24 protein-coding genes are annotated in these 23,938 nt (G+C 69.2%); 10 read left to right on the top strand and 14 right to left on the bottom strand.

What is annotated here, in order from left to right; genetic code table 11:
• Positions 1–152 precede the first annotated feature (152 nt).
• The 6 genes from ABZ906_RS38925 (at position 153) to ABZ906_RS38950 (ending at position 5,579) form a co-directional block, all read left to right on the top strand.
• The gene (locus ABZ906_RS38925) at positions 153–1,631 is read left to right on the top strand and encodes a 2-hydroxymuconic semialdehyde dehydrogenase (protein WP_361390826.1); all 1,479 of its coding nucleotides are present in this window, start codon (positions 153–155) and stop codon (positions 1,629–1,631) included.
• A complete protein-coding gene (locus ABZ906_RS38930; RefSeq protein WP_361390828.1) occupies positions 1,628–2,449 on the top strand; it encodes a 4-oxalocrotonate decarboxylase in 822 nt (273 codons plus the stop codon). Before ABZ906_RS38925 ends, ABZ906_RS38930 begins: the two co-directional genes overlap by 4 nt.
• On the top strand, positions 2,446–2,886 hold the full coding sequence (locus ABZ906_RS38935; RefSeq protein ID WP_361390830.1) for a RidA family protein: 441 nt from the start codon (positions 2,446–2,448) through the stop codon (positions 2,884–2,886). Before ABZ906_RS38930 ends, ABZ906_RS38935 begins: the two co-directional genes overlap by 4 nt.
• Entirely contained in the window at positions 2,883–3,410 is a 528-nt protein-coding gene (locus ABZ906_RS38940) for a 3-hydroxyanthranilate 3,4-dioxygenase (RefSeq protein ID WP_361390832.1), read from the top strand. Before ABZ906_RS38935 ends, ABZ906_RS38940 begins: the two co-directional genes overlap by 4 nt.
• 4 nt (positions 3,411–3,414) lie before the next feature.
• Positions 3,415–4,410 carry an amidohydrolase family protein gene (locus ABZ906_RS38945; protein ID WP_361390834.1) on the top strand — a complete coding sequence of 332 codons (996 nt, stop codon included), beginning with the start codon at positions 3,415–3,417 and terminating at the stop codon, positions 4,408–4,410.
• 227 nt (positions 4,411–4,637) lie between these two features.
• The gene (locus ABZ906_RS38950) at positions 4,638–5,579 is read left to right on the top strand and encodes a LysR substrate-binding domain-containing protein (protein ID WP_361390836.1); all 942 of its coding nucleotides are present in this window, start codon (positions 4,638–4,640) and stop codon (positions 5,577–5,579) included.
• 78 nt (positions 5,580–5,657) lie between these two features.
• Here the strand turns inward: ABZ906_RS38950 and ABZ906_RS38955 are convergent, their stop codons facing one another.
• On the bottom strand, positions 5,658–6,080 hold the full coding sequence (locus tag ABZ906_RS38955; protein ID WP_361390838.1) for a Dabb family protein: 423 nt from the start codon (positions 6,078–6,080) through the stop codon (positions 5,658–5,660).
• 73 nt (positions 6,081–6,153) lie between these two features.
• Here ABZ906_RS38955 and ABZ906_RS38960 point away from each other — a divergent pair, with 73 nt between their 5' ends.
• Positions 6,154–6,807, top strand: a complete 654-nt coding sequence (locus ABZ906_RS38960) for a TetR/AcrR family transcriptional regulator (protein WP_361390840.1) — start codon at positions 6,154–6,156, stop codon at positions 6,805–6,807.
• Between the two features lie 230 nt (positions 6,808–7,037).
• On the opposite strand, the gene ABZ906_RS38965 is transcribed toward ABZ906_RS38960, so the two are convergent.
• From ABZ906_RS38965 to ABZ906_RS38995, 7 genes are all read right to left on the bottom strand, one after another.
• A complete protein-coding gene (locus ABZ906_RS38965; protein ID WP_361390842.1) occupies positions 7,038–7,793 on the bottom strand; it encodes an SDR family oxidoreductase in 756 nt (251 codons plus the stop codon).
• A complete protein-coding gene (locus tag ABZ906_RS38970; RefSeq protein WP_361390844.1) occupies positions 7,790–8,767 on the bottom strand; it encodes a fumarylacetoacetate hydrolase family protein in 978 nt (325 codons plus the stop codon). Before ABZ906_RS38970 ends, ABZ906_RS38965 begins: the two co-directional genes overlap by 4 nt.
• 90 nt (positions 8,768–8,857) lie before the next feature.
• Positions 8,858–9,796, bottom strand: coding sequence for a VOC family protein (locus ABZ906_RS38975; protein ID WP_361390846.1), 939 nt, complete (start codon positions 9,794–9,796; stop codon positions 8,858–8,860).
• A gap of 4 nt (positions 9,797–9,800) precedes the next feature.
• Complete coding sequence (locus tag ABZ906_RS38980) at positions 9,801–10,805, bottom strand: amidohydrolase family protein (protein ID WP_361390848.1); 1,005 nt, start codon at positions 10,803–10,805, stop codon at positions 9,801–9,803.
• Entirely contained in the window at positions 10,802–11,932 is a 1,131-nt protein-coding gene (locus ABZ906_RS38985) for an FAD-dependent oxidoreductase (RefSeq protein ID WP_361390850.1), read from the bottom strand. The genes ABZ906_RS38980 and ABZ906_RS38985 overlap by 4 nt, the downstream gene beginning before the upstream one ends.
• 36 nt (positions 11,933–11,968) lie before the next feature.
• Entirely contained in the window at positions 11,969–12,931 is a 963-nt protein-coding gene (locus tag ABZ906_RS38990; protein ID WP_361390852.1) for a cyclase family protein, read from the bottom strand.
• Positions 12,928–13,923, bottom strand: coding sequence for a fumarylacetoacetate hydrolase family protein (locus tag ABZ906_RS38995; RefSeq protein ID WP_361390854.1), 996 nt, complete (start codon positions 13,921–13,923; stop codon positions 12,928–12,930). The genes ABZ906_RS38990 and ABZ906_RS38995 overlap by 4 nt, the downstream gene beginning before the upstream one ends.
• A 142-nt stretch (positions 13,924–14,065) precedes the next feature.
• Here ABZ906_RS38995 and ABZ906_RS39000 point away from each other — a divergent pair, with 142 nt between their 5' ends.
• Positions 14,066–14,983: a LysR family transcriptional regulator gene (locus tag ABZ906_RS39000; RefSeq protein WP_361390856.1), complete on the top strand. Its 918-nt coding sequence runs from the start codon at positions 14,066–14,068 to the stop codon at positions 14,981–14,983.
• Positions 14,984–15,231: 248 nt separating this feature from the next.
• Here the strand turns inward: ABZ906_RS39000 and ABZ906_RS39005 are convergent, their stop codons facing one another.
• A complete protein-coding gene (locus ABZ906_RS39005; RefSeq protein ID WP_361390858.1) occupies positions 15,232–15,870 on the bottom strand; it encodes an SMI1/KNR4 family protein in 639 nt (212 codons plus the stop codon).
• A 683-nt stretch (positions 15,871–16,553) separates the two neighbouring features.
• Between ABZ906_RS39005 and ABZ906_RS39010 the strand changes: the two genes are divergently transcribed.
• Positions 16,554–17,666, top strand: a complete 1,113-nt coding sequence (locus tag ABZ906_RS39010) for an acetate/propionate family kinase (protein ID WP_361390860.1) — start codon at positions 16,554–16,556, stop codon at positions 17,664–17,666.
• Between the two features lie 325 nt (positions 17,667–17,991).
• On the opposite strand, the gene ABZ906_RS39015 is transcribed toward ABZ906_RS39010, so the two are convergent.
• The 4 genes from ABZ906_RS39015 to ABZ906_RS39030 all read right to left on the bottom strand — a co-directional run bounded on the left by ABZ906_RS39015 (position 17,992) and on the right by ABZ906_RS39030 (position 21,507).
• Positions 17,992–18,456 (bottom strand): hypothetical protein, encoded by a 465-nt coding sequence (locus ABZ906_RS39015; RefSeq protein WP_361390862.1) that lies wholly within the window; start codon positions 18,454–18,456, stop codon positions 17,992–17,994.
• Positions 18,457–18,720: 264 nt separating this feature from the next.
• On the bottom strand, positions 18,721–19,770 hold the full coding sequence (locus tag ABZ906_RS39020; RefSeq protein ID WP_361390864.1) for a hypothetical protein: 1,050 nt from the start codon (positions 19,768–19,770) through the stop codon (positions 18,721–18,723).
• 23 nt (positions 19,771–19,793) lie between these two features.
• Complete coding sequence (locus ABZ906_RS39025) at positions 19,794–20,246, bottom strand: VOC family protein (RefSeq protein WP_361390866.1); 453 nt, start codon at positions 20,244–20,246, stop codon at positions 19,794–19,796.
• A 22-nt stretch (positions 20,247–20,268) separates the two neighbouring features.
• On the bottom strand, positions 20,269–21,507 hold the full coding sequence (locus ABZ906_RS39030) for an FAD-dependent monooxygenase (RefSeq protein ID WP_361390868.1): 1,239 nt from the start codon (positions 21,505–21,507) through the stop codon (positions 20,269–20,271).
• 171 nt (positions 21,508–21,678) lie between these two features.
• Between ABZ906_RS39030 and ABZ906_RS39035 the strand changes: the two genes are divergently transcribed.
• Positions 21,679–22,653, top strand: a complete 975-nt coding sequence (locus ABZ906_RS39035) for a TetR/AcrR family transcriptional regulator C-terminal domain-containing protein (protein WP_361390870.1) — start codon at positions 21,679–21,681, stop codon at positions 22,651–22,653.
• A 111-nt stretch (positions 22,654–22,764) separates the two neighbouring features.
• Here ABZ906_RS39035 and ABZ906_RS39040 read toward each other — a convergent pair whose 3' ends face one another.
• Positions 22,765–23,901: an MFS transporter gene (locus ABZ906_RS39040; protein WP_361390872.1), complete on the bottom strand. Its 1,137-nt coding sequence runs from the start codon at positions 23,899–23,901 to the stop codon at positions 22,765–22,767.
• Positions 23,902–23,938: the final 37 nt, after the last annotated feature.

A 23,938-nucleotide genomic window follows, 5' to 3' on the forward strand; every position in this document is an offset into this window, starting at 1 on the left:
GTCATACCAGGGGTGTGCGGCCCCGTCCCCGGGCCCGCGCGGCGTACGTGCCTGACCGCCCTCGCCGCCCGCTCCCGCTATGCCTGATCGGCTATGCCCGAAGCCCAGATCGGTATTGGACGGGCATGGAAAGGCGCTCGTACGGTCGCCTCATGAGTGACGATTCGCCAACCGAGGTCGTTCAGCTCCGGAACCTCGTCGACGGAAGCTTCGTCGACGGTGCGGACACGTTCGACAAAATCAGCCCGGTCGACGGGGCCCATGTCGCCGTGGTGCACGAGGCCGGGCAGGAGACGGTGGATGCCGCCGTACGGTCCGCGCGCCGGGCCTTCGACGGCCGCTGGGGCCTTTCCACCGACCGGGACAGAGCCGCCTTGCTGAGGCGGATCGCCGACGGGATCGAGGCGCGTTTCGAAGAGTTCGTGGACGCCGAGATCCGTGACACCGGCAAACCGGTGGCGCTGGCCCGCGACCTGGACGTGGCCCGTGCGGCGGCGAACTTCCGGTCCTTCGCCGACACGATCTCCTCCGCCGGTCTCGACTCGTATCTGACCGACACGGGCGGGGGCCGCAGCGCCCTCAACTACGCGGTGCGCAAGCCGCTCGGTGTCGTGGCCGTCATCGTCCCGTGGAACCTTCCGCTGCTGCTGCTCACGTGGAAGGTGGCACCGGCTCTGGCCTGCGGTAACGCCGTGGTGGTCAAGCCGTCCGAGGAGACTCCGTCGACGGCGACCCTGCTGGCGGAGGTCATCGCCGAGGCGGGCGCGCCGAACGGCGTGTACAACGTCGTCCACGGCTTCGGCCCGGGCTCGGCGGGTGAGTTCCTCACCCGGCACCCGGGAATCGACGGCGTCACCTTCACCGGTGAGTCCTCGACGGGGGCGACCATCATGAAGGAGGTCGCGCCACGCGTGGTGCCCGTCTCCTTCGAACTGGGCGGCAAGAACGCAGCCGTCGTCTTCGACGACTCCCCGCTGGAGCGGACCCTCGACGGGCTGACCCGGTCGCTGTTCCTGAACACCGGTCAGGTCTGCCTGTGCACCGAGCGGGTCTACGTCCAGCGCGGTCTCTTCGACGAACTGGCGGCCGGGCTCGCCGAGCGGGCCCGGGGACTGAGCCTCGGCCGCCCGCACGACCCCGGCACGACGACCGGCCCGCTGATCTCCCAGAAGCACCGGGCCAAGGTGATGTCGTATCTCGACCTCGCCGTGCAGGAAGGCGCCGAGGTCCTCGCCGGGGGCGGCATACCCGATCTCGGCGAGGACCTGGCGCGCGGATCCTGGATCGAACCGACGGTGTGGACGGGCCTGGACAACTCCTGTCGTACCGTGCGCGAGGAGGTCTTCGGTCCGGTCGCCGCGCTGATCCCCTTCGACACCGAGGAGGAGGCGATCGGCCTGGCGAACGACACCGAATACGGTCTTGCCGCCTCGGTGTGGACCAGCGATCTGAACCGTGCCCATCGGGTGGCGCAGGCGATGAACGTCGGCCTCTCCTGGGTCAACACCTGGTATCTGCGCGACCTGCGCGCCCCCTTCGGCGGCACGGGCCGCTCCGGAATCGGACGCGAGGGCGGCAACCACTCGCTGCACTTCTACACCGAGACGACGAATGTGTGCGTGGCACTGTGACTGCATCGACCTCCCCTCTCTCCCCGTACGCCACGGCTCTCGACGAGGCCGTCACCTCCAGGCGGGCGATCGCGCAGCTGAGCGGGACCGCCTCCCTCACCCTGGACGACGCCTACCAAGTGCAGGCGCTCGGCTCCGAACTCCGGGCGGCCCGCGGTGACCGTGTCGTCGGTGTGAAGCTGGGGTTCACCAGCAAGGCCAAAGCGCTGCAGATGGGCGTCTCCGACGTCATCTTCGGCCGGCTGTACGCGAGCGGCGAGTACGCCGACGGCGGCAGCGTGGCCATGGAGGACTTCATCCACCCGCGCGTCGAGCCGGAAGTGGCCTTCCGCCTCGGTGCGCGGTTCGACGCCCGCGCCTCGGGCGATCCCGAGGCCGAACTGCGAGCCGCCGTCGACGCGGTCGCCCCCGGCCTGGAGATCATCGACAGCCGCTACGCGAACTTCAAGTTCTCCCTCACCGACGTCGTCGCCGACAACACCTCAGCGGCCGCCTTCGTGACCGGGGCCTGGCACCCGGCCGACCTCACCGCCACCGACGTCCGGTTCGACGACCGTCCGGTGACGCTGGAGATCGACGGCGCGGTCGCGGCGACCGGGAGCACCAGCGACATCCTCGGCGACCCGGTCCTCGCCCTGCCGGCGATCGCCCGCATGGCCGCGGCCCGGGGAGTCGTCCTGCCCGCCGGCTCCGTGCTGCTGGCCGGGGCGGCGACCGCCGCGGTCGCCCTTCCGGGCGGCGTCAGGGTCAGCGCGACCGTCCCAGGTCTGGGCTCCGTCCACGTCACCACCACCGGCACACCGGCGGGGGAGCGATGAACGACGAGTCCCTCGTCGTCGAGGGGAAAGCCACCCCTCGCGGCCGCTTCCCCCACGTCAAGGTCGCCGGTGACCTGGTGTTCGTCTCCGGGACCAGCAGCCGCCGCCCCGACAACACCTTCGCCGGGGCCAGCGCCGACGCGATGGGCGTGACGGACCTCGACATCGAGGCCCAGACCCGGGCCGTGATCGAGAACATCCGTGACGTCCTCGCCGCCGTGGACTGCACGCTCGACGACCTGGTCCAGGTCACCACCTACCTGGTCAGCATGAACGACTTCGGCGGCTACAACCGCGTATGGGCCGAGTACTTCGACACCACCGGACCCACGCGGACCACCGTCGCGGTCCACCAGCTTCCCCACCCGCATCTGCTCATCGAGATCCAGGCCGTCGCCGCGCGCCGGCCCGGTCCTGCCGCCAAGGAGAACTCATGACGTCGTCACTGCCTCCGGTCTTCAACTTCCCGCAGTGGCTCGCCGAGCACGAGCACCTGCTGAAGCCTCCGGTCAACAACAAGGCGATGTGGGACACCAGCGGTGACTTCATCGTGCAGATCGTCGGCGGCCCCAACCAGCGCTACGACTTCCACTTCGAGCCGTTCGAGGAGTACTTCTACCAGGTCAAGGGCAACATGCACGTCAACGTCATCACCGAGGACGGTCCGCAGCGCGTGGACATCCGCGAAGGCGACATGTGGCTGCTGCCCGGCAACACCTGGCACTCGCCGCAGCGGCCGGAGGAAGGATCCATCGGCATCGTGGTGGAGCGCGTCCGCCCCGAGGGCACGACGGAGCAGTTCGGCTGGTTCTGCCTGGAGTGCGGCACGAAGGTGCACTCGGTGGAGTTGCAGGTGCGGGACATCGTCGCCGACCTGCCGCCGGTGTTCGAGGCCTTCCACGCGTCCGTCGAGCAGCGCACGTGCGGGAACTGCGGCGCGCTGCACCCCGGTAAGGGCTGATCCGGTGTCCGATGTCATCGACGTACACACCCACTACGTCCCTGCCGCCTGGCCGGACCTCGGTCCCGGCCTGCCCTGGCTGCGGGTGGAGTCCGAACGCCAGGCGATGATCATGGTGGGGGAGACCGAGTTCCGCGCCATCGAATCGAACTGCTGGGATGCGTCGGTCCGACTGGCCGACATGGCGGCCGACGGGGTGCAGGCCCAGGTGGTCTCTCCCACCCCGCTCTTCTTCGGGTACGACCTGAGCGGTGCCGAGGCGGTCAAGGTCTGCCGGATCTTCAACGATCTGGCCCTGGAGATCTGCGCGCCCGACAGGGAGCGGTTCATTCCGTTCGCCCAGGTGCCGTTGCAGGACCCCGACGCGGCCTGCCGCGAACTCGACCGCTGCCTGGACGCCGGGCATGTAGGGGTGGAGATCGGCAACCACGTCGGCGACCAGGACCTCGACGCGGAAGGCGTCGTCACCTTCCTCCAGCACGCGGCCTCGCGCGGCGCGCCGGTCTTCGTGCACCCCTGGGACATGCCCACCTCCCCGCGGCTGGAACGCTGGATGGCGCGGTGGCTGACCGGGATGCCGGCGGAGACCCACCTTTCCGTGCTCGCCATGATCCTCGGCGGAGTGTTCGACCGGGTGCCGGATTCGCTGCGGATCTGTTTCGCGCACGGCGGCGGATCGTTCGCGTTCTGGCTGGGGCGCCTGGAGAACGCTTGGCACCGCCGCTCGGACCTCATCGCCACCTCGCAGCTGCCGCCCTCGGCCTACCTCGACCGGTTCAGCGTGGACAGCGTCGTCTTCGACCCGGTGGCCCTGCGCACGCTGGTCGACACCCTCGGCGCGGACCACGTGATGCTGGGCAGCGACTACCCCTACCCCCTGGGCGAACGGCCCGTCGGCCAGGTACTCCGGAAGGCCGACTTCCTCAGCGCCGAGGAGCGCGAGGCGATCGCCGGCGGCAACGCGCTGCGCTGGGTCGGGCGAGTGCCTGCCGACCGCTGACGACGGAGGGGCCCTCCGAAGGTGACTCCGGCCGAGTGACATCCACTCGGCCGGGACCGGCGGACCCTGGCATCCGTGCCATCAGGGCGCCCAGGGTCCGCCGTTCCGGTGCTCGAACAAGCCTGTCGGCGGGCATGCGGACCAGGCTCCACCAGCGGGTATGTCCATAGTGACGCGCACAGCCGTACGGTTATGCCTCAGCACGGAAGGCGGTCTACCGTTCTCGTATGGAAATACCGCGGATGTTGGACGGTCGGCTGAAGTTCCGCCATCTCCTCCTCGTCGAGGCGCTCTCCGGCCAGGGGAGCGTGGTCGGCGCCGCGGCCGCGCTCCACGTCACCCAGCCCGTGGTCACCCGCAGCCTCCAGGACCTCGAACGCATCCTCGGCGTCACCCTCTATGAACGCGGCCCGCGGGGGATCCAGCCCACCGAGTTCGGTGACGCCTTCACCCAGTACGCGCGCTCGGCGCTGGCCCAGATGAACCAGGCGAGCCGGCATCTCCAGGAGATAGCCGACGCCACCCGCGGACACGTGGTCATCGGCACCCATCTCGCGGGCTCCAACCTCCTGCTGCCACGGGCCATCGCCCATCTCAAGCAAGACCGCCCCGCCCTGAGGATCGTCGTGCGCGAAGCGACGCCGGAGACGCTGCTCGAAGACCTCGTCGCGGGCAAGATCGACTTCACCATCGGCCGCCTGGCGACGGTGCCTCCGGAGGGGACGATCCAGCAGACGCTGCACGCGGAGACCATCCGCGTGATCGCGCGCAGCGGGCACCCGCTCGCGGCACGCACCCACATCCCGCTCGACGAGTTGATCGCCTACCCGTGGGTCCTGCCGGGGGTGGAGACGGCGCTGCGCACGGAACTCGAGGAGTTCTTCCACCGCAACGACTGCTCCCTGCCCCCGAACCGCGTCGAGACGACCGCGTTCCTCACCGTCCGCCAGCTCCTCGTGGAGACCGACATGGTGGCCGCGCTGCCGGAACTCATCGGCGCGAGCGACCCGCGGCTCACCGCACTGGCGATCTCGCTCGACCTCGTCGGCGCACGCGTCGGGATCACCCGTGCGGCAGGACGCCGTCTGAGCCCGGCCTCGGAAGCCATGATGCAGTCGCTCGTCACCATCGCGGACTCCGTGCACCCGCGGTCAGATCGATCCGACTGAGTTCCGGCCGCGCGCAGGGGGCGTGGGACTCGTTTCTCCCCAAGCCCGGCCGACCGAGAAGCAGTTGGCGGCGTGCGGTCATGGACGACCTGACGGCTCCGGGGCGAGGTGTATCTCGAGGAGCGGTTCGAGTTGGGCGGCCCACTCCGGGTGCAGGGCGGCCTTCTTCTCGTGTACCGCCATGATCTCGCCGGCCAGTTCCGGGGCCATGTCGTCGGACAGGTCGGGGCCGACGGAGATTTTGGCCAGATGCGGGATGATCTCGGAATCTCCCGCCAGGTGAACCGGGTCGTGCATGTACCGCTCCAGGGCCGCCAGGTCCGCAATACCCACGCAGTAGGCGTGGGTGAGGCCATCGGCGGGATCGCCCAGGCTCTGTCCGACAGTTGCGAACGAGACCGACTCGACGGACGCCGTTCGCCGCATCAGCGCGAGTACATGTGCCTTCTGTTCCTCGGTCGTCCCGTCCTTGAAGGCGAAGCGCAGCGTGTGAACGATCATGGTTTGCCATCCCTAGATTGAACTGATGGGTTCAGAAAATCTGCCTTCTCAGTAACGCAGTTAGAATGAACCCATGGGTTCAACAGCGTCAAGTGGGCACAGTGGCGTCTCGCGCGGGCGGGTCGACAAGCGACAGGCGATCTTGGATGCCGCGTTCGTCGTCTTCGCGCGGCGCGGTTACGCACAGGCATGCGTCCAGGAGATCGCGGAGGAGGCGCGCGTCGCCAAGCCGACCGTCTACAGCCACCTGAACGACAAGGAGACCCTCTTCCGCCACACCATCGAGGCAGCGGCCGACACCCTGATGGCGGAGAACCTCGCGGTCGTCGGGCGGCTGCGCGAGCGAGCCCCGGACGATGACCTGCGTGTGTCGCTTGCGGACCTGGCCCAGCGGCTGCTGCGGATCTGCTGCGGTGAACGCGCCCGCGCGCTGCGCTGGTTGACCTACGCCCAGGTGGCGCGATTCCCCGACCTGATCGAGACCGTGCAGGAGCGCACCGCGCACCGTCCCCGCGCGGCGCTCGCCGATCGGCTGGCCCGCCTCTCGCTCGCCGGCCGCCTGCGCCCATGCGACCCGGAACAGGCCGCCGAACATTTCTTCGCCCTGCTCACGGGCCCTTTGGAGTCCCGCTCCCGGCTGGGGACCCGTCGCGTCCCCGCCGCCGAGCTCCGCGCCATCGCGGACGCGGCCGTGGACGCCTTCCTGCGCGCATACGGGAGCGACTGAGCGGGTTCGGGTCCGACGATCGGTGTCGATCGGCGTGCGCAGGCTGCCGAGGCGTTCGACCTCGACCCGACGATGTCGCCGGGACCGGGATGGAGCGTGAAAATATTGCTGGTCAGGGAGAGGACTTCTCACCCACCTCGAAAATCACGTCTGCGGTGTCGGCGTCCTGGACGACGGCTCCGTTGACGCGGGGCTGGATGTACTGAGGGAGACCTTGCCCTCCAGGCGCCTCATGGCTCCGCTCCCGGCCGCAGGGCGTCGGAGATCGACTTGGCCCCGCCGTGGGCGGTGTAGCCGCCGTCGACCGGGATCTCGGCGCCCGTGATGAAGGAGGCGTCGTCCGACAGCAGGAACGCGACCAGCGGGGTGATCTCGTCGACCGTGCCGGTGCGGCCGAGTGGTGTCTCGCGGGTGTTGGCCTCCCTGAAGGCGGGGGCGGCCGACGCCGTCATCTCGGTCTCGATGAAGCCGGGATGGATGGTGTTGACGCGGATGCCCCGTGGCCCGAGTTCGAGCGCCGCCGTCTTCGACAGACCGCGCAGCGCCCACTTGCTGGCCGTGTACGCGACCGGATAGTGCGCGGTCAGTGCGGCCGACGAGCCGACGTTGACGATCGAGGCGCCGGTCGGCATCAGCGGGGTGAGGTGCTGGATGCCGAGCAGCGGACCGGTGACATTCACGGCGTGGACGCGCGTGAAGTCCTCGGCGCGTACCTCGTCGAGGCGGGCGCGCCAGGTGATGCCCGCGTTGTTGACCAGGCCGTGGATCTGCCCGTACGACTCCCGCAGTTCGGCGGCCAGTTGGGCCCAATGAGCCTCGTCGGTGACGTCGAGCGGACGGATGCCGGCCCCTTCGGTGACGTCGGTGGCGATGACGCGGGCGCCCTCCCGGGTGAGGGCCTCGGTCTCGGCGGCGCCCTGGCCGCGGGCCGCGCCGGTCACGACCACGACCTTCCCGAGGAGCCGCTTGGGATGCAGGTCGTTCACGGCCGCTCCCGGGAGCGGCGCCGGCCGGCGGGCAGGGGGACCGGGGCGGCGCCGGGGCCGACGGTGTTGGTGAGCGTGCCGATGCCCTCCACCGTCAGGGTGACCGTGTCACCGGGCTTCAGGGGCGGCGGAGTCTGTTCGCCGCGCAGGCCCCACAGTTCGGCGAGGCAACCGCCGTTGCCGCACGTGCCGGAGCCGAGGACGTCGCCGGGCACGACACGGGTGCCGCGGGAGGCGTAGGCGACCATCTCCTCGAACGTCCAGCTCATGTTGGACAGCAGGTCCTTGCCGATGACCTGGCCGTTGATCTCGGCGGTCAGGGCCAGACGCAGGAAGCCGTCGCCGTCGCGGTAGGGGTCGAGTTCGTCGGCGGTGACCAGGTAGGGACCGAGGGTGGTGGCGGTGTCCTTGCCCTTGCAGGGGCCGAGCCCGACCTTCATCTCTGCGGACTGGAGGTCGCGGGCGGACCAGTCGTTGAAGACGGTGTAGCCGATGATGTGGTCGCGTGCCTGTTCCGGTGTGAGGTCGTGGCCTTCACTGCCGATCACGGCGGCGACTTCGAGCTCGTAGTCGAGCACGGCCGAGCCGGGCGGCATCGGGATGGCGGCGCCGTGGCCGTAGATCGCGTGCGGGTTCGTGAAGTAGAAGGTGGGGGCCGCGTACCACTGCTCGGGAACACCGCTGACGCCGTCCACGGAGCGGCGTACGCCCTCTACGTGCTCCTCGAAGGTGACGAAGTCCCTTATGGAGGACGGCTGGAGCGGAGGCAGCAGGCGCACCTCGGAGACGTGCGGACCGGCCGGTGCGTCGAGTGCGGCGGCGCCCGCGTCGAGGAGGGCGGGCGGACCGCCACCGGAGCGCACCAGCTCGGTGAGGGACGCGGCGTCGGGCAGCGGGTAGAGCGTGCCGTCCTGTTCTATGACGGCGACGCGTGCGTCGGCGGGGTGTTCCTGTGCGTAGGTGGCGAAACGCATACGGGGTACTCCTGGCGCGGGCAGGGACCGGAGGCGCGGCCGGCGGAGTCAGGGCATGGATTGGGCCGCCGCGCCCCCGTAGGGATGGGATCAGACCGGCGGGGCGACGAACACCCCGCGGTCGACGTCGTTGAAGGACTCCTTGGCGACGAGCTCGTTCATCGCGTTCGCGGTGCCCCACTGGTCGGTGACCTCGGGCTGCGAGAAGTCGTAGACATGCGGGTGCCAGGTGTCCTCGTCCAGGCACTCCAGCTCGGTCGTGTACTCGATGGTGTTTCCGTGCGGATCGAGGAAGTACGTGAAGGTGTTGTCGCCCGCCATGTGCCGGCCAGGACCCCAGATCTTCTTGAACCCGGCCCGCATGACACGGCCGGAGCCGCGCATGTACTCGTCGATGCCGCGCATCTCGAACGAGACGTGGTGCAGGGCGGTGTGCGGGCCCCGGGCGATGGCCATCGAGTGGTGCTGGTCGGAGATTCGCATGAAGTGCATGACCTCGCCCATGTGCGGCGACGACAGCGTGTCGGAGAGGGCGAAGCCGAGGTGGCGCTCGTACCACTCCCGGGTCCGGTTCAGATCGGGGGAGTTGAGGACGACGTGGGAGAGCTTGACCGGGACGGACTCCTTTTCCTCGATCTTGCGGTGCTGCCGCACCTCGACGTCGGCCGACACCTCGATGGTGCGGCCGTCGACGTCGAAGAACCGGAAGCCGTGGCCGCCGCCGGGGGTGTCCACCCGGCCCGGCTGTGAGATCAACTGCACGCCACCGGCGAGCAGTCGCTCGGCGAGGGTGTCGACGTCGGCGGGGGACGCGGCCCCGTAGGAGACGAGGTCGAGGCGCTTCTCGTCGGCCTTGCGCAGTCGGACGACGTAGTTCTCCGGGCTGCCTTCGGCAGCGAGGAAGGAGATGCCGGAGTCCTCGGCGACCTTGGTCAGGCCCCAGACGCCGGCGTAGAAGTCGAGCTGCTTGTCGTAGTCGGGCACGGCGAGGTCGACGTGCCGCAGGTGGGTGAGAAGACGGTTGCTCATGAGGTCAGTCCTTCCGGAGGAGGGCGGCCGCGTTGCCGCCGCGCACCGCGTCGAAGTCGGCGTCGGACAGCCGGGCGGCACGCAGTGCGGCCACCGGGTCCTTGCTGCCCATGTCGAAGGGGAAGTCGGAGCCGAGCAGTACCCGGTCCGCACCGGCTGCCCGCACCAACTCCCGCAGTACGTGCGGGTCGTGGACCAGCGTGTCGAAGTAGAGTCGCTTGAGATAGCTGCTCGGCAGGTGGGCGCAGCCGGAGCCGGCGTCGGACCGGGCGGACCAGGCGTGGTCGGCGCGGCCGATGTGCGTGGGCAGATAGCCGCCGCCGTGCGCGGCGATGATCCGCAGGCCCGGGAAGCGGTCCAGGACACCGGAGAAGATGAGATGCGACAGCGCGACGGCGTTCTCGGTGGGCTGGCCGACGGAGTTGGACAGGTACCACTGGTCGAGCCGCTCGTCGAGGGTGCAGCCGAAGGGATGCAGGAAGACGATCGCGCCCGTCTCCTCGGCCCTGGCCCAGAGCGGATCGTAGGCCGGGTCGGACAGTTCGCGACCGGGGGCGTGGCTGGAGATCTCGACGCCGACCAGGCCCCGGGCGAGTGCGTGGTCGAGCGCACGTACCGCTTGCGCGGGGTGCTGGAGGGGCACGAGACCGAGGCCGCGCAGCCGGCCCGGTGCGGCCGAACAGTGCGCGGCGGTCGCGTCGTTGGCCAGCCGGTACACCTTCTCGGCCTTCTCCTCACCGGCCCAGTAGTGGTAGTGCGAGGGAGAGGGGCTGACCAGCTGGACGTCCACGCCCTGGCCGTCCATCGCGGCGAGGCGGGCGGCGGGATCGGTGAGGCGGAGGATGCGTTCGCCGATCATCGGGCCGTTGACCTTCAGCGCGTCCGGTCCGTTGCGGCGGGCGTCCAGCGCCTTCGCCTCGGCACGGCCCGGCAGGTCCTCGACCAGCGCCTCGATCTCCGGAAGCAGGACGTGGGCGTGCACGTCGACGGTGGGCGGGGCCGTCGTCACGGCAGCTCCCTCAGCAGGGTCATGGTGCGGCCCATGAGGCCGGGCACATCGGCGTCGCGGACCCCGTCGAGCTGCCACTGGCCGATCTGGACGGAGGCTTCGACGACGGGACGTACGCGGGCGATCCGCCGCTCGTAGTACGCCTGGAACAGGGCGTCGTCCCAGGTGTCGGTGGCGGTGAGCATCTCGGTGAGCACCCGGGCGTCCTCCATCGACAGGGCCGCGCCCTGGGCGAGAGTGGGCGGGCAGCAGTGCGCGGCGTCGCCGACGAGGACGACCCGGCCGCGGTGCCAGGATCCCTCGACCAGCATCCGGTCGAACCAGGTGTAGTTGATCTTGGCTGGGTCGGTGATGTGCGCGGTGATCTCCGGCCAGTGGCCGCCGTAGTGCTGTGCCAGGGCGCGCATCTCGTCCGCGTACGAGCCGGGCGGGATGGCGGCCCGGTCGCGGTTCGCCTCGACGACGTACGCGTAGATCGTGTCCTGGCTGGTGGGGCAGTACCCGGCGATGTAGGCGGGGCCGCCGTAAGCAAGATCGGTGCGGGTCACTCCGGCCGGGCGGGGTGCCGCGACGCGCCAGATGGCCATGCCGGTGGGCTCGGGCCTGTCGGCGATGCCGATCGCCGCGCGAGTGGTGGAGCCAAGGCCGTCGGCGGCGATCACCAGGTCGTAGCGGCCCTCGGTGCCGTCGGTGAAGCGGACGGTGACGCCGCTGCTGTTCTGGTTCAGTGATGCGGCGCGCACGCCGAGGCGGATGCCTGCGCCACTGGCGCGGACGGCGTCGATGAGGATGCGCTGGAGCTGTGGGCGCTGTATGCCGACGGTGGCGGGCAGATCGTCGCCGCCGGTGCGCAGGTCTTCCGCGACGTGCAGGACGGTGCCGTCGGGCGCGGTGATGCCGACCGTGCCGAACCCGTAACCGGACTTCTCCACTTCCTTCCACACGCCGAGTTCGCGCAGCACGCGCAGGGCGTTCCCCTGGAGGGTGATGCCGGAGCCCGCGGTGGCGTTCCAGTCGTCCTTCGCCTCGATCAGGTCGACCGTGATCCCGGCGCGGCGCAGCAGGACCGTGGCGGCGTTGCCGGCCGCGCCGCCGCCTATGACAAGGACCGTGCGGGGTGGGCTCATGGAGATAACTCCCTTGTTCCGCTGGGTGGGTGAGGATTACTTGACGGCTATGGGGCTGACGGGCGAGCCCACGGCGCCGGTGATCGGCAGGGGAGCAGCGGTGAGCCAGAAGTCGTACACGCCGTCGTCCGCGCAGTCGGCGGCGAGCGCGTCCAGGTCCCACATCTCGCCGATGAGCAGTCCCATGTTGGGGATCGCGACCTGGTGCAGCGGCTGGAAGGCATCCTCGAACTCGTTCGGGCGGACCTCGAAACCCCAGGTGTCGGTGGCGATCGCGGCGATCTCGGTGCGGTGCAGCCAGCCCGCGGTGGCGAACGACAGGCCGGGCGACGGGCCGCCGGCGTACTCGCCCCAGCCCTCGCGCCGGGCCCGCGCGAGACGGCCGGTGCGCACCAGCACGATGTCGCCCCGGCCGACGGCCACGCCGTATGCCGCGGCGGTGGCGGTCAGATGCTCCTCTGTGATGGCGAAGGCGTCGGGGAGTTCGCCGTCCTCGCCGACGACACGGCCTACGTCGAGCAGGACGCCACGTCCGGCGACGTACGGGGCCATGTGCTCGATGCCGGTGACCAGGTCGCCGTCGGAGGTGACGACCTGTTCGGCCGGGCGCCCGTTCCACGCCTTGCCGTGATCGAAAATGTGGCCGAGACCATCCCACTGCGTCGAGCACTGCAACGGCATGGCGATGACGTCGTCGGCGCCGCCGAGCCCGTGCGGGAAGCCCTGGTTGCCGAGGGCGGCGTCGGTGCCCGTGTCGAGCATGGTGTGCACCGGGTTGGTGCGCCGCCGCCAGCCCTTCTGCGGGCCGTTCATGTCGAACCGCTGCGAGAGACTGAAGCTGACGCCCCGCCGCACGAGCGCGGCGCCCGCGCGGCGCTTGGCCTCGTCAAGGAAGTTGAGGGTGCCGAGCACGTCATCGGCGCCCCAGCGTCCCCAGTTCGAGTACGCCTTGGCGGCCTGCGCGATGCTTCCCTCCGGGTCCGTGCGGTCCAGGGTCACGGCGCCACCTCCGCCACACACCGGGTGCGCTGTGCGCCGAGCCCGGTGATGGAACCGTCCATCACGTCACCGTCACGCAGCAGGCGTCCCCAGTGCATGCCGTTCCCGGCGGGCGATCCGGTCAGCACCAGGTCGCCGGGCAGGAGGTGGGTGCTCTGCGAGGCGTAGGACACCATGCGCGCCACATTGAAGATCATGTCCTTGGTGGACTCGTCCTGCATGGTCTCGCCGTTCAGCCTGAGCATCAGGCGCAGATCGTCAGGGTCGGTGATCGACTCGGCGGGTACGATCCACGGGCCCAGCGGAGTGAAACCGGGGGCGTTCTTGCTGCGCAGCCAGTCCGTGCCGATCTGCGGCATGTCGCGGCGGAAGACGCTTGCGCGGTCGGTGAGGTCGTTGGCGATCGTGTACCCGGCGACGCACTCCAGCGCTTCCTCGACGGACACCCGGTGCGCCGGACGGCCGATGACGGCCGCCAACTCAAGTTCCCAGTCGGGCTGTTCGGCCCACGCGGGCAGCACGACATCGTCGTACGGGCCCGTGATCGCGCTCGGCAGCCCGATGAAGACGTACGGCAGATCCTCCGCGGCCCGCCGGTCCATGATCTCCGCCGCATCGGCGCGCCGCTCCGCCTCCGGGCGGTCGTCTCCCGGAGCCTTATGGGCCACGTGCAGATCGATGACGTGCTGTCGGTAGTTGGCGCCGGACTGGAAAACCTGGCCTGGCTCGACAGGGGCGTGCACGCGGAAGTGCGCCAGCGGCTCGCGCTTCGCGGATCCGTCACCGGCCAGCGCCCGGAGCCTAGGCAGTACCGCGCGCCAGTCTTCGAGGAGGCGCCGGACGGTCAACTGCTCGTCGCTCAGAGCGTCGCGCAGGTCGACGACGTACTCGTTGGACGTGACCAGGGCGGGGAAAGCCGGTCCGTCCGGGGCCGAGAGGGTCGCCAGGGCGAAGGGGCCGGCGAAGGGCGCGGATGCGAGTGCGGGTTTCACGGACGTGTCCTCCTGGTTGCGGTGGGACTAATCTGGACCCGCCACCCGTGATCAGGGAAATAGATTGTGTGGATGGCCGTCATCCACGGGGCAGATTTCGACTGGTCAGCGTCGTCCGACGCAGTACAGCAAGGGAAACTCCGTGAACCTGGCTCGCCTGGATCTCAACCTCGTCGTCGCGCTGCGTGCCCTGCTGGAGGAGCGCAACGTCACGCGTGCCGGGCAGCGCGTCGGCCTGAGCCAGCCTGCCATGAGCGCCGCACTGTCCCGGCTGCGCCGCCACTTCGGCGACGATCTGCTCGCTCGCGTCGGCGGCCACTACGAACTGACCGCGCTCGGCCAGGTGCTGCTCGACCGCACCTCGACCGCGTACGACGTGCTGGAGCGGCTCTTCTCCAGCCAGGCCGACTTCGACCCGGCCGTCGAGAGCCGTGAGTTCAAGCTGGTGGCCTCCGACTACGCCGTCTCCGTGTTCGGCGCCGAACTCGCCCGCGTCGTGCACAAGGAGGCCCCCGGAGTCCGGCTGCGATTCACGCAGACCCCGCCCACCGTCGTGGACGACACCGCCACCCTGCTCAGCGCCGTCGACGGCCTGCTCATGCCGCACGGCGTGATCAACGACTTCCCCGCCACCGATCTCTACGAGGACCGGTGGGTCTTCGTAGTCGCCGACGGTCACCCCACCGTCGAGGAGCGGCTCACCCGGCAGGACCTGGCGGACCTGCCATGGGTCACCTACCAGCGGACCTACGACGCCCCGGCCGTGCGCCAGCTCGGAATGCTCGGGGTGGAGCCGCGGGTGGAGGTGTCCGTCGACAGTTTCCAGCTACTGCCCCTGCTGGTGGCAGGGACCCGGCGCATCGCCCTGATCCAGAGGCGGCTCGCCCGCCTGCTCACGCCGATCGCACCGGTCCGTGTCGTGGAACCTCCTTACGAGGCCGTGCCGCTGCAGGAGGCCCTGTGGTGGCATCCGGTGCACACGCACGACGCCGCGCACATCTGGCTGCGGGAGACGGCGGCGCGGGTGGGCGCGCGGCTCTCGCCGGTGCACGACGGATGATCCGCAAACCGACCGGTGACGTTCCCGGTAGCAGGCCCGCGACCGGGCCCGGCGGGCAGCTGTGAGGCCGCCCGCCGGGCCCGGTCACGACATCTACGAGCACCGCGACGTCCTGGGACGATGCTTGAACCGCTTGAAGCGGTGGCGTGGCATCGCCACCCGCTGCTACGACAGGACCAGGGAGTCCTGCGAAGCGGCCGTCACCCTCGCCCCACGTCTGATGTGGGCGTGACGTCCGACAAGCCGACTCAGTCCTCGTCGTCGTCCCCGTCGTCGTCCATGCTCTCGTACTCGGAGTAGAACAGCGCCGAGAAGCTGGGGTACTTGGTCGTGTCGCCGTATTTCGGCGCGAACTCATAGGCAGCCCATTCGCCGTCCGGTCCGACGTCGGTCGGATCGAGCAACCAGAAGTCCTCTCCCCGGGCGATCTCGAGGGACCGGCGAAACAGCTGCACATCGTCTTCGTTGCCGGGTATCGATGCGTAGGTCTCGATCACGCGTCTGCCGGCATCGCTGTCCCGCATCCACGAGACGCGACCGCACGGATGGACGCCGTCCACCCAGGTGTCCAGGTGCGTCCATCCGTCACTGGCCAGGAAGAATCCCCGCAGGGTCGGCGGGAACCGCACCCCGAGGCGCTCCTCGGATGCCGCCACGGCCTCCTCCCGAGCCGGTGCTTCACCCAGCCACAGCTCGACCCGCTCCTCTCGCTCCAGCGCGTCCAGCTGATCCTCGTCCAGCAGATCGTCCAGCTCGTCCTCGTCGGCAGCGTTCTTCAAGTACTGCTCGCCGTACCGCTCCAGGAAGCCGCGCCACTCCTGCGGCGTGGTGGGAGCAGCGGCAACTGCATTCTCTTCGGGCCCAGTTGTCTCACTCATGCCGGTCATGGTGCCAGGTGGGTAGGACAACGCCGCCGTGTGGGCCCCCCGGGCTCCAACCACCAGAGCGACGCACCCACCCCAGATCGAAACTTGCGTGCAGGAAGCGCTTGCGCAACGCCTGCTGTGGGCGGCACCAAAGCGCCTGCCCCCGGACGAGGATCGACAGTGCGGGCAGCAGGCGGTGCATCGTGTCCTCCGTGCTGCAAGCGGGAGAGGTTGGGCCCGTCGGCAGTCCAGATGACTAGCGTGTCGACAGGGGCGAGGGCCACGTCGTTCGGTTCTGACCCGATTGCGCCGTGACCTCGGTTTAAGTCTGCCAGTTCTGCGGTGGTGTGAACGGCCGTCGCGAGGTATCCCTGATCGGCAAACAGGCGGCCTGCCGCGTCAATGACCGCAGAGTGCGACTTCAACCATGGAGTAGTCGCATAAGGGGCCCGCGACCGGCCCGCTGATCAACGCGCGTCCAAGCAGACAGCCACATCGCAACCGGCTTCTATTAGTGCCTCCTCATACCGAGCATCCGGCGAATAGGCACGCCAAGCGTTCCCGATCCGCTGGAATCACCCCGCAGAGTGATCCGTTTCCCGTGAGGTCGCATCGGGTACCTAATGCCGGGGCATGACAGCCCGGTATGAAAGTCATGATGCCTCTTCCGGGATATGTTGCGGAACAAGGGAGAGGATTGGTGTATGCGAACAGGAACCAGCCCGGTACTGGTGACGGACGCGGGGTCATCGAGTTTGCGCCTGACGGTTTTCGGGGACGGCGGCGAGGTCCTCCAAGAACATCACAGTGAATCCCCTCCCGGCGAAAGCGCAGTCGGTTCGCTGCGGCAATTGCTGAGGGAAGGACCGGCTCCTGCAGCCGTGGGTCACCGCATTGTCCACGGCGGCTCGGAGATGGGCAGCCACACCCTGCTCGATGATGAAGTGCGTGTGCGCTTGGATCGGGTGGCAGACCTCGCGCCATTGCATGTCCCGCAAGCGTTGACCGTTTTGGACGCGGCTAGGGAACTGCTGCCCGAAGTTCCGCACGTGGTCTGCTTCGACACGGTATTCCACTCCGGCCTACCGGCTGCCGCACGGGAGTACGCCGTACCTGCCAGCTGGCGCGAGGGGTATGGGCTGCGCCGCTACGGCTTCCATGGTCTGTCCTATGCCTGGGCGCTGGCCCGCACCGCTGAACTCCTCGGCCGGCGCGCGGAGCAGCTGCATTTGGTGATGGTGCACCTTGGTGGCGGCTGCTCCGCCTGCGCGGTGCGCGAGGGGCGGAGTGTTGACACGACGATGGGCTTTACGCCGTTGGAGGGCTTGGTGATGAGTCGTCGCAGCGGCAGCGTCGACCCCGGGGCGTTGACCTGGCTGCTGAATCGGAAGAATCTGTCGGCGGACGAGATCGAAGACGCGCTGAACCGCAAGTCCGGGCTTCTCGCCCTCTCCGGCACGTCGCACGACACGCGCGACCTGGTCCGCAGCCGGGCGGCGGGCGACGAGCGCGCTGCACTCGCCCTTGATGTCTTCACCCACCACTGCCGCCGCGGCATCGCCGGGATGGCCGCATCCTTGAGCCGTCTGGATGCCCTGGTCTTCACCGGTGAGATCGGTGAGGACCAGCCTGAGGTTCGTGAAGAGGTATGTGCCGGGCTTTCAGTGTTCGGCCTCACGGGCGGCCTGCGACCTGTGGTCGCCGAACGGCCAGAGATCGTCAGCGCGCCCGGCGCACGCGTCCCCGTGGTGGTCGTACCTACCGGAGAGGCTCAGCAGATCGACTTTGAGACCCGGGCTCTCTTGGGCCGGGGCTGATTGCTGGCCGGGGAGGTCTGTGATTCCTGGAGATCGCCGGTGAGCATGCAGCCTCCGGGGTCCATGCCGAGGGCTGTGGCGACGCGCGGCCCTCGTCGATCGCCTGACTTCGGCGGGAACATCATCGAGACGGGGCACGACGACAGCGAGAACTTTCTCAGCAGATGCGTGAAGACCTCCACAAGATGCATGCGCTGCTGAACGTCAACGGCAGAGCCAAGTGAGGCCGGCACGAGCCCCGATGACCTGTGCCGGCCCCATGTGGGGTCACCGCCGGGGAGCGATCGCGCTCAGGCGGGGGCATGTACCGCCGACCGGTTTCCCGTCAGCCGCTGGAAGCCGCGGCGGCCGTGGCCTGGCGCTGCTGCAGCGAGATGACGACCAGGCCCGCGAAGACCTGGACGGGAAGCGGTACGCCGGTGAATTCAGCGGTGAGCCCGCTGCCGAACCGGCCGGGCCGGAACTCGCCGACGACGCTGCCGTCCCGGACCAGTTGTCGCTTGCCGCGAAATGCCGAGGGACGCATCAGCTCGTACTCTCCTTCCGCGTCGATGATGTTCCACCGCCGGCCGGATCGGCGCGCCTCGACCCGGATCGGCCCCCCTGACGTTCCTTCGTGCATCTCGAAGGAACGGCCCCAGCGCGAGGACCGCAACTCGAAGTTCCTACCGGCCAGCTCCACGTGCCCGCCGGACTTCCAGGCGTGCCCGGACCACTGTGCGACCGGCTTGCCCTCCGACAGGATTTGGTAGGTGCGTCCGAAGACGCGTTCGCGTTTGATCTCGAGCATGAGGCACTCCTGCGTGATGGGGGGGCGGTTTCGATCGGCTCTGCATTGCCTTCCCGCGGAAATCCTGTCGATTCCCGTGGCGAGGGCTGCGGCATAGCGCGGAGCAGGCTGGCGGCCCGGGAGGCAACGGTGCCCGTGGCGGGGACTGCGGCGCCGAAGGTGTCGGGGGAGAGGGGCGCAGGAGTCAGGCCCGCCGGGTGCAGGGGGAGCTGGCTCCCTGCGGTCTGATCCGGCGGCCGTGCCGCAGTCCCGCCGCGCCGGAATCTATGCGGGCAGGGCTTCGACCCGTTGGAGGTGGCGCCCCAGAGCTCGGAGGGCCAGTACTTCCAGGCCGAGGGTGAGCAGGCCGATGAGGGCGCCGGTAAGGGAGCCGAGCATCATGAACACGGTGTGGGAGACCAGGGTCCCGCCGATCAGCCACAGCCGGTGGCTGTTGGTCCAGTTGCCTGCTGTGCGCCAGCGTGCGGCGAGCCAGGCGAACGGGAGCGCGGTCATGGCCGCAGCGATCAGCATGAACGGCTTCGACATGGCGTCGCCCAAAAGCAGGTCCCCCTCGAGGCCGAGCGGCAGCAGCGTGGTCAGGAACGCCATCGTCAGATAGACGGAAATGACCCCGACCACCAGGGGACGTGGCGCCTTCCGGCTGGGGTGGATCACCTCCCGTGGACAGTGCCGGGGCAGGACGCGCAGGGCAAACCAGGCCAGCAGCGCGATCGCGACGAGGTAAGTGGCGGTCCAGCCCATCGGGGTTCGGTAGCCAGGGTCTTCGGTGCCCGAGATGCCAAGGCGCAGGCCGAGTATGCCGATGACTGCCATCACGCTGGTGACGGCGAGGCCGCCGCCCCGCAGGTAGGGCCGGTCGCGCAGATGGGGGTAGAGCAGATTGGCGATCATGACAGGGAGCAGCACGCTGAGTACGACGTGGATGCCGATCTGGGATTCCCAGTAGGTCCAGTTGATGCCGTGGGCGCGCAGGCCCCAGTCGGCGGCGTCGTACATGTCCGGGCTGTTCAGGGCCTGGAGGCCGAGGCCGTCTTCGGCCAGCTGGTAGGCCATACCCAGTGCCACCAGGCTCGGCCATCCGCCACCGAAGCGGACCACCGCCTCGCGTATGAGCAGAACGCCGGCGCCGTACATCACCAGCAGCAGGGGCAGGGCGATCCACGTGCTGGGCACCGCCACGGCGGTGAAGGTCAGTTCTGCGCACAGCGTCGTCAGCAGCGCCAGGGTCCAGGCGGCGCGTACGCGGCGGGTCCCTGGCGGGGAGTGCGCGGAGCGGAGGGTGCGGGTGGTGGTGGGGGGAGTGGAGTTCATGGCGCGCGCTTTCTGCGGAGGTGTCATGCCCGGGCGTGGGCGTCGACCAGGCCCTGGATGTCGATCTTGGTCATGGCGTGCAGGGCATTGAGGACGCGTTCGGCGGTTGCCGGATCGGCGGTGCGCAGGAGTTCGCGCAGACATGAGGGCATGACCTGCCAGGTCATTCCGAAGCGGTCGACAAGCGAGCCGCCGGGCCCCTCCTTGCCTCCGTCGGTGAGGTCCGCCCAGAGGGCATCGAGAGCCGCTTGGTTCTCGCACTCCGTGTAGAGGGAGACAGCGGGTGTGAGGGGGTACTGCGGTCCGCCGTTGTAGGCGGTGTACTGCTGTCCGTCCAGGGTGAAGTCGACGGTGGTGACGCGGCCTTCCGGGTCCCGCTGGGTGTCGCGGATCACGGAGTTGGGGATCAGGGCGGTGTAGTGGGCGGCGAGGGCTTCGGCCTGGCCGTCGACCCACAGAAAGGTGCTGATGCTCATGAGTGTTCTCCTTGGGGAGGATTCAGTGATGTGCGTGGCTGGTGTAGTCGTCGAGCACGACGGTGTCGGCCACCTTTTCCAGGCCCCGGCCGACGATGCGTCTGGGCAGCAGGGGCAGGGCCCGCACCGACTGGTTGCGCAGCCACATCTGCGCGTGTGAGCCGGGCATGAGGCCGCCGTCGCCGGATGTCCGGGCGAACTCCTGCGCACGGTCGACGAATTGGCGCATGCCCCTTTCATAGGCGGCGAGGGCCGTCCGGTGGTCGCCGTCGGCCTTGGAGAGTTCGCCGGCCAGCATGTAGGCACCGACCAGGGCGAGGCTGGTGCCGATGCCGGACATGGGCGAGGCGCAGTAGGCGGCGTCGCCCAGGAGCACCGTCCGGTTGTCCGACCAGGTGTCGAGGTGTACCTGCTCGACGCGGTCGAAATAGAAGTCGGGCGCGTCCCAGATCTTGGGCAGGAAACCGGGCACTTCCCAGCCGGCATCCTCGAAGTGCCGGACCACGACCTGCTTTTGCGCAGCGGTGTCCCGGCGGTCGAAGCCGCCCCCGTCTTCGCGGAAGAAGAAGGCGGCAAGCGCCCTGCCCGGTGCGGCCAGCGGGCGCAGCGCCGCCGTCCGGCCGGGACGGCCGGGACGGCCGGCGCGGCCTGGCACGGTGAACATCAACTGCCAGCCGTCGAGGTCGACATCGGTTTTGACCGAGTAGAGAGCGATGAAGGAGTTCAGGTCGCGTACGAAGCGTTCGGCGGGCCCGAAGGCCAGCCTGCGCACGCCCGAATGCACGCCGTCGGCGCCAACGAGCAGGTCGAATCGCCGGTTCTCGGCCTTGCCGAAGGTGACACCGACACCGTCGGCGTCCTGCTTCACGCGGGTGATCGCGTCATCGAAGACGTACTCGACGTCATCGCGGATCGCGTCGTAGAGAATCCGGGCCAGGTCGGTGCGCAACAGCGCCCACTCCGCGACGGGCCCTCCGGACGGCCCGAAGACGTCCATTCCCAGGCTGGCCGTGTGCTTGCCCTTTTCGTTGATGAAGGCCATGCCGCGGGCAGGGATACGAGCCTTGCGGACCTCGTCCACGAGACCCATGCGCTCGATCACCTGCCGCGCGGTGCCGCGGATGTCGACGGCGTGGCCGCCTGTGCGCGGGGCCGGCGAGCGTTCCACCACCGTGGGCCTGAACCCGTACCGGCGCAGCCAGTACGCCAGGGCCGCCCCCGCGATGCCGCCACCGGACACGAGGATGTCCCGATTCTCCATTGGTTCTTCCGTTCGTCCATACGTCGTTCAAATGGTCACTGCGCATCCAACGTATCGGCGTAAAAGGCCAGTAGAGAAGCCGATGTGGGTGTAAGTGAACTAGTGCGCCATCCGAAGTGAACTAGTTCAATATGTCTGGCATGCTGGAACTCCCAGCCAGCGGAGGAGCACGTGCCACCAGCGCAGAACGCCGAGCCGCCCTACCGGGTAATCGCCGCAGAGATCCGCTCGCGGATCGACAGCGGCGAACTGCGCCCGGGGGACCGGGTGCCCTCCATCCGGGCCATCGCGCAGCGGTGGGGCGTCGCGATCGCGACCGCGACCAAGGTGACGGCCGTGCTGCGGGAAGAGGGGATCGTGGAGGCGCGCGTCGGCTCCGGCACGGTGGTCAGCGCGCAACCGGGCCGCCGCAGGGCGCCCGCGGCGGACGGCGCCGCTTCCACCACCCGCAAAGGCGAGACGCCCGACCAGGAGCTACGGCTGCGCATCCTGCGGACCGCTGTCGAACTGGCGGACACCGGCGGGCTGCACACCCTGACGATGCGCCGGCTCGCAGCCAGTCTCGACCTCGGCCCGATGTCTCTGTACCGATTCGTGGCGGGCAAGGACGAGCTGCTGACAGAGATGGCCGACCTGGTGTTCGGCGACCTCAGCCTGCCCGAGGACGGCCCGCAGGGATGGCGGGCCAAACTCGAACTCGTCGCCCGTCAGCAATGGCGGCTGTGCCGGCGTCACCTCTGGCTGCCCCGCGTCGTGTCGTTCACGCGCCCCGCCCTGGTGCCCAACATGATGGACCACACCGAATGGACGCTGCGCGCCCTGGACGGACTCGACCTCCCCATGGAGGTGCGACTGCAGGAAACTCTCACCCTCCACGCATTCGTCATCACCATCGCACTGTCCAAGGCCGACGAGGCCCGGGCCGAGCGGAACACCGGCATGACACTGAACCGCTGGTCCGACAGCCAGCGCTCCCGCCGCCGGGAACTCCTCGACAGCGGCAGATTCCCGCTCCTGGCCACCTTCTCGGACGACACCGCACCCGACCTGGACCTCCTGTTCGAGTACGGCCTGGCCCGCCACCTCGACGGATTCGCCGCTCTGCTCACCAACCACCACGCCGGCTCCCACCGTCCGGCGCAGTAGGCACCGTGGAATGGCATCTAGGGCCTGCTTGAGATGTTGATTTTGGAAGTGCGGGCTGGCAGGGCACTGGAAGTCCCTCTCCGGTGCCCTGCCGGCCCGAGTGGATCTCGGTCAGCGCACGGCGTCGTTGTTGCGGGCGGTCCAGATCGCCAGGGCTCCGAGCAAGGCGCAGGCGCCACCGAGCCAGAGCGCGCCTTGGAGCGTGAGCGTGTCGACGATGATGCCGCCGGCCAGCGCGCCGAAACCGATGGCCAGGTTGAACACCGCCACCCATAGCGAGGAGGCGGCTTCCACAGCCTGCGGAGCGGCCTTGATCATCCAGGTCTGGAGGGCCACGGACACGCCGCCGAAGGACAGACCCCAGACGATCAGCAGGATGGCGCCGCTGATCGCGGTCTGGCCCAGTAGCAGGAAGAGGGGCATCGCGGCCGTCATGGCTAGGGCGATGGTCAGCACGCTGCGGTGCACGCGGCGGGAGAGCGCCGCACCGGCGACGAAGTTGCCGATCATGCCGGCCGCGCCGAACCCGAACAGCAGCGGCCCGACATGGCGCTCGTCGATCCCCGACAGCTTCTGCAGTGCCGGGCTCACGAACGTGTAAGCGGCGAAGTGTCCGAACACGAGGAGCGCCGTCGCGATGATGCCGACGCGCACTCCCGGGTTGCGCAGCTGCTCCATCAGCAGCTTGGGCCGGAGGGCTTGGGAGGCGACCAGACTCGGCAGTACCGCAAGCAGGGCGATCAGGGTTACGAGTGTCAGGGCGCTGAGCACGGAGAAGGCGATGCGCCAGCCGGTCAGGTCACCGATCAGGGTGCCGAGCGGGACACCGAACACGTTCGCGGCTCCGACGCCGCCGAAGATGACTGCGGTGGCGCGAGGCACGTCCGCGGGGACGACGAGCCGGACCGCCAGGCCGGCGGCTACTGCCCAGAAGCCGCCGATCGCGATGCCGACCAGCACCCGGGATCCCACGAGCACCGCGAAGTTCGGCGCCAGGGCGGAGCCCAGGTTCGCGACGGTCATCAGGGCCATCAGTCCGAGCAGCAGGATGCGGCGGTCCAGCGACCCGACGATCATCGGGACCAGCGGTGCCGCGAACCCGGCGACGATGCTGGGCACCGTCACCATCAGTCCTGCCGTCCCTTCGGAGACCGACAGCGCGGACCCCACAGAGGTCAGCAGACCGATCGGTAGTTGCTCGGCGGTCACCAACAAGAAGGTGCCCAGAGCCACCGCGGAAACCGCCATCCAGCGACTCCTGTCCGGGGTCCCTGGTTCCTGCGTC

The organism is Streptomyces sp. NPDC046925, from assembly GCF_040644915.1.
Taxonomy (GTDB): domain Bacteria; phylum Actinomycetota; class Actinomycetes; order Streptomycetales; family Streptomycetaceae; genus Streptomyces.

What these genes read in the sequence shown, in the direction of transcription:
- ABZ906_RS39015 (WP_361390862.1), bottom strand. Translation starts at nt 18,456, where the DNA reads ATGCTCGAGATCAAACGCGAACGCGTCTTCGGACGCACCTACCAAATC.
- ABZ906_RS38975 (WP_361390846.1), bottom strand. Translation starts at nt 9,796, where the DNA reads ATGAGCAACCGTCTTCTCACCCACCTGCGGCACGTCGACCTCGCCGTG.
- ABZ906_RS39005 (WP_361390858.1), bottom strand. Translation starts at nt 15,870, where the DNA reads ATGACCGGCATGAGTGAGACAACTGGGCCCGAAGAGAATGCAGTTGCC.
- ABZ906_RS38955 (WP_361390838.1), bottom strand. Translation starts at nt 6,080, where the DNA reads ATGATCGTTCACACGCTGCGCTTCGCCTTCAAGGACGGGACGACCGAG.
- ABZ906_RS38925 (WP_361390826.1), top strand. Translation starts at nt 153, where the DNA reads ATGAGTGACGATTCGCCAACCGAGGTCGTTCAGCTCCGGAACCTCGTC.
- ABZ906_RS39020 (WP_361390864.1), bottom strand. Translation starts at nt 19,770, where the DNA reads ATGAACTCCACTCCCCCCACCACCACCCGCACCCTCCGCTCCGCGCAC.
- ABZ906_RS39040 (WP_361390872.1), bottom strand. Translation starts at nt 23,901, where the DNA reads ATGGCGGTTTCCGCGGTGGCTCTGGGCACCTTCTTGTTGGTGACCGCC.
- ABZ906_RS38960 (WP_361390840.1), top strand. Translation starts at nt 6,154, where the DNA reads ATGGGTTCAACAGCGTCAAGTGGGCACAGTGGCGTCTCGCGCGGGCGG.
- ABZ906_RS38935 (WP_361390830.1), top strand. Translation starts at nt 2,446, where the DNA reads ATGAACGACGAGTCCCTCGTCGTCGAGGGGAAAGCCACCCCTCGCGGC.
- ABZ906_RS39025 (WP_361390866.1), bottom strand. Translation starts at nt 20,246, where the DNA reads ATGAGCATCAGCACCTTTCTGTGGGTCGACGGCCAGGCCGAAGCCCTC.
- ABZ906_RS39030 (WP_361390868.1), bottom strand. Translation starts at nt 21,507, where the DNA reads ATGGAGAATCGGGACATCCTCGTGTCCGGTGGCGGCATCGCGGGGGCG.
- ABZ906_RS38950 (WP_361390836.1), top strand. Translation starts at nt 4,638, where the DNA reads ATGGAAATACCGCGGATGTTGGACGGTCGGCTGAAGTTCCGCCATCTC.
- ABZ906_RS38985 (WP_361390850.1), bottom strand. Translation starts at nt 11,932, where the DNA reads ATGAGCCCACCCCGCACGGTCCTTGTCATAGGCGGCGGCGCGGCCGGC.
- ABZ906_RS38970 (WP_361390844.1), bottom strand. Translation starts at nt 8,767, where the DNA reads ATGCGTTTCGCCACCTACGCACAGGAACACCCCGCCGACGCACGCGTC.
- ABZ906_RS39010 (WP_361390860.1), top strand. Translation starts at nt 16,554, where the DNA reads ATGCGAACAGGAACCAGCCCGGTACTGGTGACGGACGCGGGGTCATCG.
- ABZ906_RS38940 (WP_361390832.1), top strand. Translation starts at nt 2,883, where the DNA reads ATGACGTCGTCACTGCCTCCGGTCTTCAACTTCCCGCAGTGGCTCGCC.